Source organism: Nonomuraea lactucae, assembly GCF_003313395.1.
Taxonomy (GTDB): domain Bacteria; phylum Actinomycetota; class Actinomycetes; order Streptosporangiales; family Streptosporangiaceae; genus Nonomuraea; species Nonomuraea lactucae.
Genome location: NZ_QNFZ01001058.1, coordinates 16,881 through 30,967, shown reverse-complemented (window position 1 = coordinate 30,967; position 14,087 = coordinate 16,881). Strand labels below are relative to the sequence as shown.

11 protein-coding genes and 1 pseudogene are annotated in these 14,087 nt (G+C 69.7%); 7 read left to right on the top strand and 5 right to left on the bottom strand.

Features of this window, described 5'->3' with window-relative positions; translation table 11 throughout:
- The 4 genes and pseudogenes from DQW85_RS41645 to DQW85_RS41635 all read right to left on the bottom strand — a co-directional run.
- A partial coding sequence (locus tag DQW85_RS41645) for a UbiA family prenyltransferase (protein ID WP_162795796.1) occupies nucleotides 1-266 on the bottom strand: 266 nt, incomplete at its 3' end.
- Nucleotides 263-475 (bottom strand): inositol-3-phosphate synthase, encoded by a 213-nt coding sequence (locus DQW85_RS47980; protein ID WP_338043455.1) that lies wholly within the window; start codon nucleotides 473-475, stop codon nucleotides 263-265. The genes DQW85_RS47980 and DQW85_RS41645, both read right to left, overlap by 4 nt.
- Before the next feature lie 24 nt (nucleotides 476-499).
- A pseudogene (locus tag DQW85_RS41640) lies at nucleotides 500-1,380 on the bottom strand (inositol-3-phosphate synthase); the annotation flags it as partial.
- 48 nt (nucleotides 1,381-1,428) lie between these two features.
- Nucleotides 1,429-2,550 (bottom strand): ROK family protein, encoded by a 1,122-nt coding sequence (locus DQW85_RS41635; protein WP_113705238.1) that lies wholly within the window; start codon nucleotides 2,548-2,550, stop codon nucleotides 1,429-1,431.
- A 100-nt stretch (nucleotides 2,551-2,650) separates the two neighbouring features.
- Here DQW85_RS41635 and DQW85_RS41630 point away from each other — a divergent pair, with 100 nt between their 5' ends.
- The 7 genes from DQW85_RS41630 to DQW85_RS41600 all read left to right on the top strand — a co-directional run bounded on the left by DQW85_RS41630 (nucleotide 2,651) and on the right by DQW85_RS41600 (nucleotide 13,784).
- Nucleotides 2,651-4,132: a sugar ABC transporter ATP-binding protein gene (locus DQW85_RS41630; protein ID WP_205315810.1), complete on the top strand. Its 1,482-nt coding sequence runs from the start codon at nucleotides 2,651-2,653 to the stop codon at nucleotides 4,130-4,132.
- A complete protein-coding gene (locus DQW85_RS41625) occupies nucleotides 4,129-5,082 on the top strand; it encodes an ABC transporter permease (protein WP_113705237.1) in 954 nt (317 codons plus the stop codon). Before DQW85_RS41630 ends, DQW85_RS41625 begins: the two co-directional genes overlap by 4 nt.
- Nucleotides 5,079-6,011: an ABC transporter permease gene (locus DQW85_RS41620; protein ID WP_113705236.1), complete on the top strand. Its 933-nt coding sequence runs from the start codon at nucleotides 5,079-5,081 to the stop codon at nucleotides 6,009-6,011. The genes DQW85_RS41625 and DQW85_RS41620 overlap by 4 nt, the downstream gene beginning before the upstream one ends.
- Complete coding sequence (locus DQW85_RS41615) at nucleotides 6,001-7,221, top strand: ABC transporter substrate-binding protein (protein WP_205315809.1); 1,221 nt, start codon at nucleotides 6,001-6,003, stop codon at nucleotides 7,219-7,221. Before DQW85_RS41620 ends, DQW85_RS41615 begins: the two co-directional genes overlap by 11 nt.
- Nucleotides 7,218-8,045 carry a sugar phosphate isomerase/epimerase family protein gene (locus tag DQW85_RS41610; RefSeq protein WP_113705235.1) on the top strand — a complete coding sequence of 276 codons (828 nt, stop codon included), beginning with the start codon at nucleotides 7,218-7,220 and terminating at the stop codon, nucleotides 8,043-8,045. The genes DQW85_RS41615 and DQW85_RS41610 overlap by 4 nt, the downstream gene beginning before the upstream one ends.
- Nucleotides 8,046-8,069: 24 nt before the next feature.
- Complete coding sequence (locus tag DQW85_RS41605; protein WP_113705234.1) at nucleotides 8,070-12,620, top strand: ThuA domain-containing protein; 4,551 nt, start codon at nucleotides 8,070-8,072, stop codon at nucleotides 12,618-12,620.
- 66 nt (nucleotides 12,621-12,686) lie between these two features.
- Complete coding sequence (locus tag DQW85_RS41600) at nucleotides 12,687-13,784, top strand: Gfo/Idh/MocA family protein (protein WP_113705233.1); 1,098 nt, start codon at nucleotides 12,687-12,689, stop codon at nucleotides 13,782-13,784.
- A gap of 48 nt (nucleotides 13,785-13,832) precedes the next feature.
- Here DQW85_RS41600 and DQW85_RS47845 read toward each other — a convergent pair whose 3' ends face one another.
- A complete protein-coding gene (locus tag DQW85_RS47845) occupies nucleotides 13,833-13,958 on the bottom strand; it encodes a hypothetical protein (protein WP_275888309.1) in 126 nt (41 codons plus the stop codon).
- Nucleotides 13,959-14,087 lie beyond the last annotated feature (129 nt).

Here is a 14,087-nt window from a genome sequence, read left to right as displayed (position 1 = left end):
AGCCCGGCTCCTGCCGCCAGCGCGAGCCCCGGAGAGACGCGGCCGGACGGGATCGGCCGCTCCGGCCGCTCCCGCGCGTCCACGTCCCGGTCGGCATAGTCGTTGAGCGCCATGCCCGCCCAGTAGAGGCAGGCGGACCCGGCGACCAGACCCGGGTCGACCGGCCTGCCCGCCGCCGCGGCTCCGGCCAGGAGGTCGCCGGGCACCGACAGCGCGGCCGGGGCGCGGACCAGCTCCACGAAGGCCTGTAAGCGGCCCGGCTTCACAGCGCCCTCGCCCAGGCGAGCAGCGTGTCGTACTGCCGAGAGAGGGCATGCTCGGTGCTGTCCACCGGGTCCGTGAAGAAGAAGCCCAGCTCGGGGACCGGACCGGAGATCCCGGCGGCCTGCGCTGCGGCCACGAACCTGGCCAGGTCGAGCACGAGCGGCGCGGCCAGCGTGGAGTCGCAGCCTTGCCAGGTGAACTGCAACGTCATCCCCACGCCGAGGAACCCCTCGAAGGCGATGTGGTCCCAGGCGGTCTTCCAGTCGCCCAGGTCGGGGACGTAGTCGATGTGGATGTCGCCGTCCACGTGATAGCCGAGCACCTCGTGGTCAGCCTGCCCTTGGAGGACAGCTTGCTGCCGGCTGCGAGCGGATCGGCCAGGGTCCGCCCGTCGCCGCCGCCCAGCAGGTTGGTGCCCGACCAGGAGCGCACCCGCAGCGCCCGCTGGGCGAACATCGGCGCGAGCACCGACTTGACCAGCGTCTCGCCGGTCTTGGCGTCGCTGCCCGCGTATGGGGCGGAGCGGGCGGCAGCCAGCTCCTGCAAGGCGGGCAGCCGCCCGCCGGTGGAAGGGGTGAAGTCGACGTAGCCGAAGCCGCCGCCCAGGGCGGCGTAGGCGTAGAGGGAGCTGGAGTCGAGAACGTGCAGGTTCTGCTCGAGCAGGGCCAGGTCGCGGGTGGCCGGACGGGGTTCGGAGCGGGCCCGTGTGGAGGCGACGTTGATGACGACCACCCGTTCCAGGCCGTGCCGCCGCTGGAAGTCCGCGATGTCGCCGTGCAGCCGTTCCGCGGCCTCCCGCGGGTCTCCGCCCTGGTAGCCGTGCCGGATCTCGGCCTCGGCGGCGGCCAGCGCCGCGCCCACCTGGCGGAGGATGTGCTCAGGTACGGCACCGCCCCTGGCCAGTTGCTCGGCCCGCTTGGCCAGCGGGATCCCGGTCACGTCGTGTCCGCCGAAAATCAGGTCGGCGACCTCCGGGAGGCGTGCTCCCGCGAGGTCGGGCAGCTCGGTCACGCAGCCCACGGAGGCCGCTAATCGGGCGCGCAGCGCCGCGGCGCCGATCACGGTCGCGGTGGCCACAGATCCCCGAGCTCCGACAAGCCAGACTCCTGTCCGCATTCCGGTCACCCTCTCTCATGGTCATCACCGGATCAGAAGCTTGTTGGGTCAATCCACCGACGCCAGCACGTGTTCGACCACCATCACGGCGGCGCCGATCATGCCTGCCCGGTCGCCCAGCTCGCTGGCCTGGATGCGCAGGTGCTCGGTGGCCAGCGGGAGCGAGCGGCTGTAGACGACCTCGCGCACGCCGGCCAGGACGTGCTCGCCCGCCTCGGCCAGCGTGCCGCCGATGACGATGGTCGCGGGGTTGAAGAAATTGACCATCGAGGCGAGCACCGTGCCGATTTCGCGTCCCGCCTGCCGTACCAGCTGGACGGCGCGCAGGTTGCCCGCCCGCAGCAGGTTCACCACCTCGCGGCTGGTCACGGCGTCCTCGAGCTGGGCTGCCAGGGCCGCGCCGCCGGCGATGGCCTCCAGGCAGCCCGTGTTGCCGCACCGGCACAGCACCTGCTCGCCGCCGGCCACCTGGATGTGGCCGATGTCGCCGGCGGCGCCCTGGGCGCCGCGGTGCAGACGGCGGTCGGAGATGATGCCGCAGCCGATGCCGGTCCCGATCTTGACGAAGATCAGGTGGTCGGTCTGCGGGTGCGCGGCCCAGTGCTCGCCGAGGGCCATGATGTTGACGTCGTTGTCGACCAGGACCGGCACGCCGAGCCGTTCGCCGAGCCATTCCGGCACGGCGAAGCCGTCCCAGCCGGGCATGATCGGCGGGTTGATCGGGCGTCCGGAGGCGTGCTCGACCGGGCCGGGCAGACCGACGCCGACGCCGCAGACGTCGGCCAGCGTGTAGCCCGCCTCGGCGAGCAGCTCGGTGAAGCTGCTGACGAGCCAGCTCAGCGTCGTCTCGGGCCCGCGGTCGATCGGCACGTCCGCGGTCCGTTCAGCGAGGATCTCGGTGCCGAGGTCGGTGACCGCCAGCCGGTCGTGCGTCGCGCCGAGGTCGGCGGTCAGCACGACGCGGGCGGCCCGATTGAAGGAGAAGGCCGTGGCCGGGCGACCTCCGGAGGCGATGGCCTCCTCGTGGGGGACGATCCAGCGGTTGCTCAGGAGGGCGTCGAGCCGCTGGGAGATCGTCGACCTGGCCAGCCCGGTGAGCTGGACCAGATCGGCCTTCGTCCGCGCCTGGCCGTCCCTGAGTATGGCTAACAGCTCTCCCGTGCCTTCCAACGCCTCGAATCCCCTCCTGTCCGACTATTTGCGGTTGTATCACAACTTTTGCTTGACCGTCGTTATATATCGATCTTACGATTCCTGCCAGCGCCAAGTTATGTCGACCATCGACGTATCTCTGGAGGTCGCGGTGCTCAGCATGCGAAGGATCGGCAAGAGTTTCCTGGGCGTCCGCGTCTTATCCGACGTAGACCTCGACGCTCAGGCGGGCGAGGTGCACGCGGTGGTCGGGGAGAACGGCGCCGGCAAGTCGACGCTGATGAAGATCCTCGCCGGGGTGCACGCCCCGGACTCAGGAACGATCTCGATCGCCGGCTCCCCGGTGACCTTCCGTCACCCCCTGGACGCCCAGCGGGCCGGAGTGGCGATCATCTACCAGGAGCTGACCCTGCTGCCCGAACGCAGCGTGGCGGAGAACGTCTTTCTCGGACGGGAGCCGCTGCGGCGCGGCCTGGTGGACCGCGCCGCCATGGAGCGCGAGACCTCCCGGCTGTTGCTGGAGCTGGGAGAGAGCTCCTTCGGCGCGCGCGACCTGGTCGGCCGGCTGAGCGTCGCCCAGCAGCAGGTGGTCGAGATCGTCAAGGCGCTCTCCGTCGACGCGCGCATCATCGTGATGGACGAGCCCACGGCCTCGCTGGCCGAACACGAGGTGGAGCTCCTCTACGACCTCGTGCGCCGCCTGCGCGAACGAGGCGTGGCCATCCTCTACATCTCGCACCGCATGCGCGAGATCTTCGACCTGTCGCAGCAGGTCACCGTGCTGAAGGACGGCGTGCGCGTGGCCACCAGGGCGACCGCCGAGGTCACCCAGGGCGAGCTGGTCAGCCTGATGGTCGGCCGCGAGCTCAGCCATTACTACCCGCCCAGGGCCGGCCCGGAGGAGACGGGTGAGGTCCTGCTCAGCATCAGGGGCTGCGGCAACGCCAAGTTACGCGACATCGACCTGGAACTGCGCGCCGGCGAGATCACCGGCGTGGCAGGACTGCAGGGCTCGGGGCGTACCGAGCTGGCCAAGGCCGTCTTCGGCGCGGAGCCGTTCACCCACGGCGAGATGACCCCCCTCCGCCCGCGATCGGTCCGCGAGGCCATCGCCGCCGGGATCGGGTTGGTGACCGAGGACCGCAAGGCGGAGGGGCTTGCGCTACGCCAGTCGGTCGGCGACAACGCGCTGCTGGTGGCCCGGGCCGTCCGCCGCGGAGCGGCCGCGCGGGTGCGCGAGCTGCTCGATCGGGTACGGCTCGCGCCGCCCGATCCGGACCGGGAGGTCCGCTACCTGTCAGGCGGCAACCAGCAGAAGGTCGTCCTGGCCAAGTGGATGACCGTCTCGCCCAAGGTACTGATCTTCGACGAGCCCACCCGAGGCGTGGACGTCGGCGCCAAGGCCGCGATCCATGAGCTCGTCCGCGAGCTGGCGCGGGAAGGCATGGCCGTCCTCATGATCTCCTCCGAGCTGCCGGAGCTGATCGGCATGAGCGACCGGATCCTGGTCCTGCGCGAGGGGCGCCTGGTCGGCGAACTGCCCGCCGGCTCGTCGGAGGAGGCAATCATGCATCTGGCCGCAGCGGAGGAGGCCGCATGAGTGAGAAGGTCGGGGGGCGGTTATCCCTCGGATTCCGTCCGGCTCAGGTCGTCTTCCTCGCTCTGCTGGCCGTCGTGGCCATCGGCGCGATCGTCGGAGGCGGCGAGTTCCTCACCCTCGAGACGGTGGTCGGCATCCAGCAACGCTCGGCGGCGCTGGGGATCGTGGCGGTCGGCCAGACCCTGGCGATCCTGGCCGGCTCCCTCGACCTGTCGGTCGCGGTGCTGATCAGCCTCACCTCGCTGGTCGCCGCGGAGATCATGCAGACCGGCGACGTGGCCGGCGGGATCGCCGCCGCCCTGGCTGTCAGCGCGGTGGTGGGCCTGGTCAACGGAGTGGTGATCACCAAGCTGAAGGTGCACGCGTTCATCGCCACCCTGGGCATGACGCTGGTCATCAAGGGCGTGCTCGACCACCTCTACGACGGGCCGGCGGGCCGGGTGCCCGACTCGTTCCAGCACCTCGGCTACGACCGCATCGGCCCGATCCCCGTCTCGGCCATGCTCTGGGCCTGCGTCGCCCTGGCGTGCTGGTTCGTCCTGACGCGCACCCGGATGGGCTACCAGGTCTACGCCGTCGGCGGCGACGTGGAGGTCGCCCGGCTGTCCGGCGTGCGCACCGATCGGGTGGTGATCGTCACCCACGTGCTCTGCTCACTCTGCGCGGGCATCGCCGGCCTCCTGCTGGCCAGCAGGTTGGGCGCGGGCGCGCCCACGGTCGGTACGGACGGCGGCTACGACCTGGAGTCGATCGCGGCGGTGGTCCTGGGCGGCACGGCGCTGGCCGGTGGCAAGGGCGGTGTAGGCGGGACGGTGGGCGGCGTGCTGCTGCTGGCCGTCCTGGACAGCCTCTTCAACCTGCTCGAGGTCGACTCCTTCTTCAAGGACGTGGTCCGCGGCGTGGTCATCGTTGCGGCCGTGGTGATCTACGTCAGGAGGAGGAAGTCATGAAATATGCCATTTTCGTGGTCTTGGCGCTGCTGCTGGCGGCGATCGCGGTGGCCAATCCGTTCATCCTGGAACCGGCGGGATTCCTGGCTTTCGTCAAGCGCGCCGCACCGCTGGTGATACTGGCCGCCGGGCAGTACTTCGTGATCGTCTCGGGCGAGTTCGACCTCTCGGTGGGTTCGCTGGTGACGGTCGAGGTGGTCGTCGCGGCCCGCCTGATCGACGGGAACGAGGCGGCGACCTGGCCCGTACTGGCCCTGCTGATCGCCCTCGGCCTGCTGGTCGGGCTGGTCAACGGCGTTGTGACGGCACTGCTCAGGGTGCCCTCGTTCATCACCACGCTGGGCATGATGCTCATCCTGTCGGGCGCGGTCTTCCTGTGGACGGGCGGCGCGCCACGCGGGGCGCTCTCCCAGTCGTTCCGCGTCTTCGGCCGCGACACGCTCTGGGCCGTGCTGATCACGCTGGCGGTGGGGGCCGCCGCGGTGCTGCTCACCAGAGCGACGTACGGCAGGACGCTGATCGCCACCGGCGACAACGAGCGAGCCGCCGCCCTGTCGGGGGTCCGGGTCGCCCGGGCCAGGATCCTCGCCTTCGTCATCTCCGGCCTGGCGGCCGCGATCGCGGGAATCATGCTCGGCGGCTTCGCCGGCGTGTCCGCGCAGGTCGGCCAGGGACTGGAGTTCTCCGCGATCACGGCCGTCGTCCTCGGCGGCGTCGCGCTCGGCGGTGGCAGGGGATCCGTCGTCGCCGCGATGGGCGGCGCACTCACGCTCGAGGCGATGTTCACCCTGCTCAACCTGTACGGGATCTCCGGTGCGCTGGAGTACACCGTGCAGGGCGTGATCATTGTCGCCGCGGTGGCAGCGGGAGCCGTACAGCTGCCTCGGTTGTTCATCACCCCCCGAAAAGGAGACGCCCATGCGTCGTAGCACGCCGATTGTCATCGTGGCCGCCGCGGCCACGCTGGTCGCCTCGGGATGCACCAGCGACAAGCCCACCACGACCGCGACGCAGAGCCAGAACCCGGGCGCGTCGCAGGCGTCGGCCACCCAGGCCCCGGCCACCGGGACGGGCGAGCAGTCGAAGTTCTTCGTCCAGGCCGACTACGACGCGCAGCTCGCGATGCGCACCAAGACGGCCCAGGGGCCGGCGGACAAGCCGTGGGAACAGGCGATCGACCCCCAGATGGTGGGCACGTCAAAGTACAAGAAGTCCGGAAGTATCCATCTTTGCTTCTCGAATGCCGCGGTCAACAACCCATGGCGCCAGGTCGGCTGGAAGAACATGCAGGCCGAGGTCGGCCTGCACAAGGAGATCGCCAAGTTCACCGCCCTCGACGCCGAGGGCAAGGACGACAAGCAGATCTCCGACATCGCCGAGCTGACCGGCAAGGGATGCGATGCCCTGATCGTCTCGCCGAACACCACCGCCACGCTCACCCCGGCCGTCAAGGCCGCATGCGAGAAGGTGCCGGTGATCGTCTTCGACCGCGGAGTCGAGACCGACTGCCCGGTCAGCTTCATCAACCCGATCGGCGGCTACGCCTTCGGCGCCGACGGAGCCGAGTTCCTGGTCGAGCAGGTGCCGGCGGGCGGCAAGGTGCTGGCGCTGCGCATCCTGCCCGGCGTGGACGTGCTGGAGACCCGCTGGTCGGCGGCGAAGGTCACCTTCGACAACAGCAAGCTCCAGGTCGTCGGCGTCGAGTTCACCGACGGTGACGCCGCCAAGACCAAGAGCATCGTCAGCGACTACATCCAACGCCACGGCAAGATCGACGGCGTGTGGATGGACGCCGGCGCCACCGCCGTCGCCGCGATCGAGGCCTTCGAGGACGCCGGGCTGCCCGTGCCGCCCATCGTCGGCGAGGACCAGCAGGACTTCCTGCAGAAGTGGAAGCAGAACAACCTGACCGCCGTGGCCCCCACCTACCCGACCTACCAGTGGCGCACCCCGGTCATCGCGGCGCTGAAGATCCTCAAGGGCGAGGAGGTGCCGAAGGCCTGGAAGCTGCCCCAGCCCAAGATCACCTCGGAGAACCTCGGCAAGTACCTCCAGCCGAACATGCCGCCCCTGCACTACGCGCTGTGCGGCTGCGAGTCCCTGCCCGGCTTCCCCGAGAGCTGGGGCGGCAAGAAGTGATGCCGATCGGCGTCAACACCTGGGTCTGGGTCTCGCCCCTCACGGACGACGATCTCGCACGACTGGCGCCACGCGTCGCGGGCTGGGGTTTCGACGTCATCGAGCTGCCCGTCGAGCAGCCTGGCGACTGGGACCCCGCCCGCGCCCGGGACCTGCTGGCCGAGCTGGGCCTCAAGGCCTCGGTCGTCCTGGTGATGCCGCCGGGCCGGGAACTGGTCGCGGCCGACACGATCAAGGAGACCCAGGACTACCTGCGTCACTGCGTGGACGTCGCGGTGACCCTGGGCTCGCCGGTGATCGGGGGACCGGCCTACTCCTCGGTGGGCCGCACCTGGCGCATGTCGCCGCAGGAGCGTGCGGACGCCTACGCCGAACTGCGGGAGAACCTCGAGCCCGTGCTCGGCTACGCGGGGGAGCGAGGGGTACGGCTGGCCGTCGAACCCCTCAACCGCTACGAGACCAGCTTGATCAACACCGTTGAGCAGGCACTGGAGGCGCTGCCCGAGGAAGCCGGGCTGGCCCTGGACACCTACCACATGAACATCGAAGAGAAGGACCCGGCTGCGGCCGTACGCCTGGCCGGACAGCGCATCGCGCACGTGCAGGCATGCGGCACGGACCGCGGCACGCCAGGACAGGACCGCTTCGACTGGCCCGCGTTCACCCGGGCCCTGGCCGACGCCGGCTACCAGGGCCCGCTCGTCATCGAGTCGTTCACCGCTCACAACCAGACCATCGCCACCGCCGCCTCCGTCTGGCGGCCGCTCGCCCCGAGCCAGGACTCCCTGGCAGCCGACGGGCTCGCCTTCCTCCGCACGCTCTGACCCTCTCGCGGGAGTGCATTCGCCATGCGTCGAGTTCTTGCTGCCCTTTTTCTCCCTCTGCTGCTGCTCTTACCGATCAATCCGGCTCCGGCCGCCGCCACCCACGACCTCTTCAAGGCCCTGCTGTTCACCAAGGCAGCCGGCTACGTCCACGGCTCGATCCCGGCCGGCATTCAGATGGTCAAGGACCTGGCCGCCGCACACCACTTCGCCGTCGAGCAGACCGACGACCCGGCCGTCTTCAACGACGCCAAGCTCGCCGAGTTCGACGTGCTGATCATGCTCAACACCTCGGGCATGGTGTGGACGGCCGAGGAGCAGAAGGCTTCGCTGCAGCGCTTCGTCCGCTCCGGCAAGGGCGTGGTAGCCGTCCACAACGCCCTCGACATGGAGATCGAGAACCAGTTCCCGTGGTGGGACGAGCTGGTCAACGGCGGCTCCCACATGCCGGGGCACTCGCCCGGCGTGCTCCAGGGCACGGCCAAGGTGGCGGACCGGGTGCACCCGTCCACCAAGAACCTGCCGAGGATCTGGCAGCGCCCAGAGGAGTGGTACAACTTCGCGCCCAACAACCGCGGCAAGGTCCACGTGCTGGTCACCGCGGACGAGACCACCTACAACCCCGGCCCCAACGCGATGGGCGCCGACCACCCGATCTCCTGGTGCCGCAAGGCCGAGGGCGGCAGGGTGTGGGCGACGGCGATGGGACACGACGCGGCCGCCTACGCCGAACCGCTGTTCCAGGAACACGTGCGCGGCGGCATCGCCTGGGCCGCCGGAGCCGAGCCCGGCGACTGCGGCGGGACCGTGACCAGCAGCTTCGAGAAGATCACGCTGGACGACAACACGGCCGACCCGATGGAGCTGGACGTCGCCAAGGACGGGCGGGTCTTCTACATCCAGCGCCAGGGCGCCGTGAAGATCTACAAGCCCGACACGCACGGCACGGTCACCGCCGCCCAGCTCAGCGTCTACACCGGCGGCGAGGACGGCCTGGTCGGCATGGAGCTGGACCCGGACTTCGCCGAGAACAACTGGATCTACCTCTACTGGTCTCCGGCTGACAGCGCCCAGGACGTCAACCGCCTGTCCCGCTTCACGGTGACCGGCGACACCATCGACCTGGCCAGCGAGAAGAAGATCCTCGAGGTGCCCGCCTACCGCGACCGCACGTTCCCCGAGCCCGGCCACACCGGCGGCGCGGTCGAGTTCGGCCCCGACGGCACGCTCTACCTCAGCACCGGCGACGACACCCCGCCGAACCTGTCCCCCGACTGGCAGGGCTACGCGCCGCTCGACTGGCGTCCGGGCAAGGAGATGCTGGACGCGGCGCGCACCTCCGGCAACACCAACGACCTGCGCGGCAAGATCCTTCGCATCAAGCCCAAGGCGGACGGCGGCTACGACGTTCCCGAGGGCAACCTCTACCCGCCGGGCACGGCCAGGACCAGGCCCGAGATCTTCGCGATGGGTTTCCGCAACCCCTTCCGCTTCACCGTCGACCAGAAGAGCGGCTGGCTGCACGTGGCCGACTATGGCCCCGACCGCGGCGGGCCGACCACCGACCGCGGGCCCGAAGGGCTGGTGGAGTACGACATCATCAAGACGGCGGGCAACTACGGCTGGCCGTTCTGCCACGGCGACAACCAGGCCTACGCGCCCTACAACCCTGACACCAAGGTCGTCGGCCCCAAGTTCAACTGTGACAATCCGGTCAACGAGTCGCCCAACAACACCGGCCTGAGCGAGCTGAAGCCGATCCAGAAGCCGGTCATGTGGTACGGCTACGGCACCTCGCCGGCCTTCCCCGAACTCGGCTCGGGGGGATCGGCGCCGATGAGCGGCCCGGTCTACCGCTACGACGCCGACAACCCGTCCCCGGCCAAGTTCCCCGCCTACTTCGACGGGGTGAACTTCTTCTACGAGTGGGCCCGCCACTACGTCAAGGAGATCCACCCCAACGACGACTCGACGGGTGTCCTGAAGATCAACTCGTTCCTCGGCACCTTCCTCAAGCCGATGGACATGACCTTCGGCCCGGACGGCTCGCTCTACCTGCTGGAGTGGGGCACCTCCTTCGGCGGCGGCAACAACGACTCCGGCCTCTACCGGATCGACTACTCCGCCGGCGCGCGCTCGCCGGTCGCCAAGGCGGTCGCCAGCGCCACCGACGGCCCGGCGCCGCTGGCTGTGCAGTTCGACGCGACCGGCAGCTTCGACCCCGACGGTGACCCGATCACCTTCGAGTGGGACTTCGACGGCGACGGCACCTTCGACTCCACGGAGGCCAAGCCTTCGCACACCTACGCCAAGGGCAAGTACACCGCCCAGCTCAAGGTGAAGGACTCCACGGGCAAGGAGGGCTACGCCAACATCGAGATCGTCTCGGGCAACTCGCGGCCGGTCGTGACGATCGAGACCCCGCTGAACGGCACGCCGATCGAGTTCGGCCAGGACGTGCCGTACAAGATCAAGGTCACCGACCCCGACGGCGGCACGGTCGACTGCACCAAGGTGATCGTCGCACCCGCGCTCGGTCACGACGACCACGAGCACGAGACCACCCAGATTCCCGGCTGCGAGGGCACGCTCAACACCGGCGACCTGGGCGGGCACCCCGCCGGTGCCAACCTGTACTACGTCATCAACGCCCACTACACCGACTCCGGCGAGGTCCCGCTCACCGGGTACGGCAAGGCCGTCCTGCAGCCGCACCGCAAGCAGGCCGAGTACTTCACCGCCCAGTCCGGCATCCGGGTGATCGACGAGGGTGGCGCGGAGAGCGGCAAGCGGATCGGTGACATCAGCAACAACGACTGGATCGCCTTCACACCGATGACCCTGGGCGGGATCACCGCGGTCTCCTACCGCCTGTCCAGCCCGAACGGCGGTGGCCAGATCGAGCTGCACGCCGATTCGCCCACCGGCACGCTGCTGGCCACCACCCCGGTTCCCGCGACCGGCGGCTGGAACAACTACCGGATGACACCGGCGGTCCCCGTCAACCAGGGCGTGGCGAGCAAGACCGTCTACATGGTGTTCAAGAACAGCGGCAACAACGCCTTCGACGTGGACGCCATGCAACTCGGCGGCGACGCCGTACCCGGTGAGGAGCTGGAGTCCGGCACCTACACGGTCACCGCACAGCACAGCGGCAAGAACGTCGCCCCGTTGTCGCTGCTCGACGACTCCAAGATCGTGCAGAAGTCCGCGACCGGCGGCGCCGAGCAGCGCTGGACGGTCATGCCGATCGCGAGCGGCGGCTTCCAGCTGAAGAACGAGGCCAGCGGCAAGTGCCTGGACGTGCCGGGCGGCTCCACGCAGCTGGAGGTCCAGCTGGTGCAGTGGACGTGCCACCCTGACACCGCGGCCGACCAGAAGAACCAGCGGTTCTACGCCAACAAGGCCGGCGATGCCTGGAAGGTCACCTCCGGTGTGAGCGGGCTCTGCCTGGACGTCAAGTGGGTCTCCCAGGCCGACGACGCCCCGATCATCCAGTGGACCTGCGTCAACGCCACCAACCAGCAGTTCAGGTTCACCGCCCACAACACCGACAAGACCCCGCCGGTCACCACGGTCTCCGGCGTCACGCCCGGCTGGCACACCGGGCCGGTCGAGGTCACCCTGGCCGCCACCGACGACGCCTCGCAGGTGGCGGCCACGGAGTACCGCATCGACGGCGGCCCGTGGACGGCCTACCTGGCGCCCTTCCCGGTCAGCGGCGACGGGGAGCGCAAGCTGGAGTACCGCTCCCGCGACGGCGTGGGCAACGTGGAGGAGGCCAAGTCGGTGACGGTCCAGATCGACACCACGGCGCCGCAGACCACCGCCGCGTTCGCGCCGCCCGGCGACGGCGGCTGGCACGGCACCGCCGTACCCGTGACCCTGTCCTCCACGGACGCGGGTTCGGGAGTCGACGGGATCGAGTACGCGCTCGACGGCGGCGACTGGAAGCCCTACACCGAAGCGGTCGTGGTCAGCGGCGAGGGCGCGCACGAGCTGCTCTACCGGGCCGTGGACAAGGCAGGGCTGCGGGAGCAGGACAAGGCGGCGACGCTGAAGATCGACCTCAGCAAGCCGACCCTGATGGTCGCCGGCGTGGCCGACGGCGAGACCTACGGCGACGCACAGGACCTGCGCATCACCTGGCAGGCCGTGGACAGCACCTCGGGAGTCCGCGGCTCGTCCGGCACGATCGACGGCTCGACGCTGCTCAACGACGCGGTGCTGCCGCTGTTCACGCTGAACCTGGCGCAGCACACCGTCGCGGTCACCGCTTCCGACAACGCCGGAAACGTCACGACCTCGACGGCGAAGTTCACCGTGGTCACCTCCCTGGCCGACCTGCAGCGGCTCGTCGACCGGTTCACCGCCACGCGCTGGCTGTCCCCGCAGGAGCAGCAGCAGCTCACGCAGGAGCTGACCAGGGCGGCAAAGGCGGCGGCCAAGGGACAGAAGGCCAGGGCCGTCCGCCACCTGGAGGCCTTCAAGGCACTGGTCGCCAAGGTGGCCAGGGCCGACGTACGACAGGTGCTGACCCGTGACGCCGACACGGTGATCGCGGGTCTGCGATAACGCGGAAACCGGCGCCACTTCCGCCGCTTGCGCGGCGGAAGTGGCGCGAGTCTTGCGGGAGGCTTGATGACCTTGACTGACAAGACCCTTGGCGTAGGGATGGTGGGCTACGCGTTCATGGGACGCGTGCACTCCCACGCCTGGCGCAACGTGACCGCCTTCTTCGACCTGCCGGTCGAATCCGACATGCGGGTGATCTGCGGGCGCTCGAAGAAGGCGACGGAGGAGGCGGCCGCGCGCATGGGCTGGGCCGCGGCGGTCACGGACTGGCGCGAGCTGATCGAGCGCGACGACGTGCAGATCGTCGACATCTGCACGCCCGGCGACTCGCACGCGGAGATCGCCATCGCCGCTCTCGCCGCGGGCAAGCACGTGCTGTGCGAGAAGCCGCTGGCCAACGCCGTCGCCGAAGCCGAGGCCATGGTCACGGCGGCGCAGGCGTCGGGCGCCAAGAGCATGGTGGCATTCAACTACCGCCGGGTGCCGGCGGTGGCGCTGGCCAGGAAGCTGGTGGCCGAGGGCAGGCTGGGCCGGATCCGGCACGTGCGCGCGCAGTACCTGCAGGACTGGATCGTCGATCCGGAGTCTCCCCTTGTATGGCGGCTGCAGAAGGAGCACGCCGGCTCGGGCGCGCTCGGCGACATCGGCGCGCACATCATCGACACCGCCGAGTTCATCACCGGCCAGCACGTCGTCGGCGTCACCGGGCTGACCGAGACGTTCGTCAAGGACCGGCCCGGCGGGCGGGTCACCGTGGACGACGCGGCGCTGTTCATCGGGCGCATGTCCGACGGCGCGCTTGCCTCGTTCGAGGCCAGCCGCTTCGCCACCGGGCGGAAGAACTCCCTGCGCATCGAGCTCAACGGCTCGCTCGGCAGCCTCTCCTTCGACTTCGAGGCCATGAACGAACTTTGGGTCTCCTCCGGTGATGCCGGCTTCACGCGCATCCTGGTGACCGAGCCGGACCATCCGTACGCCGGCGCGTGGTGGCCACCCGGACACGGCCTCGGCTACGACCACACCTTCACCCACGAGATCAAGGACTTCCTGGAGGCGATCGCCACCGGCGCCGACCCCACGCCGTCCTTCGCCGACGGCCTGCGGGTGCAGCGGGTGCTGGAAGCGGTCGAGCAGAGCCACGGCGCGTACCGGGTGATCGTGTAGCGGCTCACACCGGCGTGGGTGCTACCGGGGTTTGGCAGGGAAGGTGCTTCAGAGAACCTGAGCCACGCCCGAGGCCAGCGTGTCGGCGAAGTCCGGGAGCGCGTCGCGGTCCTCCAGCAGGAGGAAGAGCCAGGCGTGGACATCACGGCCACGCGGTGTGGCCCCATGGCGCACCACCGTTCCTGCTGGAACGTACCGCCCACGTTCCCGGGGGTGATGCCCAGGATCTTGGCGACCTGCTCGGGGTAGGCGCGGGCCACGAGATCGTCGGGCGGTTCGGGCGCGGCGATCGTAAGCTCGTCG

Coding starts and splice junctions, on each gene's coding strand:
- DQW85_RS47980 (WP_338043455.1), bottom strand. CDS start 475: ATGACGTTGCAGTTCACCTGGCAAGGCTGCGACTCCACGCTGGCCGCG.
- DQW85_RS41630 (WP_205315810.1), top strand. CDS start 2,651: ATGTCGACCATCGACGTATCTCTGGAGGTCGCGGTGCTCAGCATGCGA.
- DQW85_RS41625 (WP_113705237.1), top strand. CDS start 4,129: ATGAGTGAGAAGGTCGGGGGGCGGTTATCCCTCGGATTCCGTCCGGCT.
- DQW85_RS41620 (WP_113705236.1), top strand. CDS start 5,079: ATGAAATATGCCATTTTCGTGGTCTTGGCGCTGCTGCTGGCGGCGATC.
- DQW85_RS41615 (WP_205315809.1), top strand. CDS start 6,001: ATGCGTCGTAGCACGCCGATTGTCATCGTGGCCGCCGCGGCCACGCTG.
- DQW85_RS41605 (WP_113705234.1), top strand. CDS start 8,070: ATGCGTCGAGTTCTTGCTGCCCTTTTTCTCCCTCTGCTGCTGCTCTTA.
- DQW85_RS41600 (WP_113705233.1), top strand. CDS start 12,687: ATGACCTTGACTGACAAGACCCTTGGCGTAGGGATGGTGGGCTACGCG.